The organism is Rhizobacter sp. P3_B12 (genome assembly GCF_056402895.1).
Genome location: NZ_JBFUGN010001180.1, coordinates 1 through 1,698, shown reverse-complemented (window position 1 = coordinate 1,698; position 1,698 = coordinate 1). Strand labels below are relative to the sequence as shown.

General features: G+C 68.2%; 2 protein-coding genes and 1 pseudogene. All 3 read right to left on the bottom strand.

Annotated elements, in window-relative coordinates; genetic code table 11:
* Positions 1-222 (bottom strand): hypothetical protein (locus tag AC1D01_RS33535; RefSeq protein WP_477873790.1); only part of this gene is annotated, 222 nt, incomplete at its 3' end.
* A gap of 104 nt (positions 223-326) precedes the next feature.
* Positions 327-1,433: a carbonic anhydrase gene (locus AC1D01_RS33530; protein ID WP_477873789.1), complete on the bottom strand. Its 1,107-nt coding sequence runs from the start codon at positions 1,431-1,433 to the stop codon at positions 327-329.
* 58 nt (positions 1,434-1,491) lie between these two features.
* A pseudogene (locus tag AC1D01_RS33525) lies at positions 1,492-1,698 on the bottom strand (hypothetical protein); the annotation flags it as partial.

Below are 1,698 nucleotides of genomic sequence, written 5' to 3'. Positions count from 1 at the left end.
CACCTTCACTGCGTCCAGCGTCAAGGCACAGTGGCCTTGACGCACCATCGTTTGCAAGTCGAGCAGCCCTGCACGCAGAACCTGCAGGCGATCAAACAGGCGATCCCCAAAGATGCGAATCTGCCCCAGCACCCTGACCGCCACAGCAACCGGACGATTCTCTCGCTCGGCCTTGGCCAACTGGCTGGGAACCAGGGCCTTGAGTTCGATGGCGTAGGGCATTGCAGGGTGGAGCAGGAGCGTCATGCACTTACCGGAGGCCAGAGTCTGGGGCGAGACCCTATCCCCTGATCTCCCACAGACAATGGCACGCATGTCCCTGCCGATCAGTTGGAACCTTTGATCAAGCGCCCGCTCGCCGACTGGATCGGCCGCGCGTTCATCGGGTACAGCCGCGAGAAGATCCCGATCTGCTCCGACGAGACCCCCACCGGCTGCTTCATCACCATCCACAGCACGCCTTCGCTGCACGGCGGGGTCGTCAGCGAACCCATATAGGTGTAATAGCCGCGCTCGGACGGCAGCAGCGCGTTCAGGTCGAGCGTCGCGCGGGCGGCGACCTCGTCGCCCTTCTCCAGCGGCAGGTTGTTCCACACCGTCTGCACGATCGGCTGCACGCTGCCGCGGTCCAGCAGCACCGCCACCACCGCGAGCTTGCCTTCGAGATCCTTGTGCACCAGGTGCGCGACCATGTCGAACTGCCGGCCGTTGATGCGCTCCTCCGACGGGCGGTGGAAGTGGAACTGCACGAGCTCGAAGCGCCGGCCCATCACCTCGATCGAGTTGCCGGGCGCCACGTTGACCTGCACCGTGTGGCCGTTGTCCAGCACCTTGAAGCCGCTGGGCTTGTAGTCGAACTGCACCGGATCGAGCTGCACCGAGATGCCGTCGCGGATGTCGATCGGGCTCTGGCGCTTGCCGCTCGAGCAGGCGCTGAACTCGGGCTTCAGCTTGCTCCAGTTCTCCGGCGCGCCCTCGCCGCTGTAATCCCAGTGCGGCGACGCACCGTGCGCGGCGACGACCGAGCGCGACGGGCGCCCTGCGGCGATCGCACGCGGTTCGGCCGGCCCCTGCGTGGCCTCCAGCGCAGCCGCGCTGCCGCCACCACCGGAGGTCGGCACCGCCGATCGCGCCGGCGTGGTCGACGCCGCACCCGGCCGGTTGGCCACGCGCACGACATCGGGGTTGGCCTCGGCCGGCTGCGCACCGAGCTTCTCGGCCAGGCGCTGGCGCAGGCGGTCCATCGGGTCTTCGAAGCCGCGTGCCTTGGCCGCCTTGGCGGCAGCCGGCTTGTCGGAGTCGGCATTCTTCATCGGCTTGACCGGCGAGTTGCGCGGGTCCGGCGCATGGACGTCGGAGGCCTGCGCCGCCACGGCGGCCAGGCTCAGGCCGAGCAAGGCCGCAGCGACGCGGACGGACAGGATGGTGGACATGATGGAAACGCTCCCGGCATGCCCCCGGAACTCGGGGCGCCTCTCGCGATATCGACCGTCAGGCGGCCGGCTTGAGCTTGATGACCACCCGCGGCTTGACCCAGATCCAGGCGAAGACGCCGATGCTCATCATCAGCAGCGACGCGATCGCGAGCCAGAGCGTGGAATGCATCACCAGCGGCGCGATCACGCCGGCCACCAGCCCGTTGGCCAGGCTGCCGATGCAGGCCTGGAACGACGAGGCCATGCCGCGCCGCTCCGGCAC

What these genes read in the sequence shown, in the direction of transcription:
- AC1D01_RS33530 (WP_477873789.1), bottom strand. Translation starts at nt 1,433, where the DNA reads ATGTCCACCATCCTGTCCGTCCGCGTCGCTGCGGCCTTGCTCGGCCTG.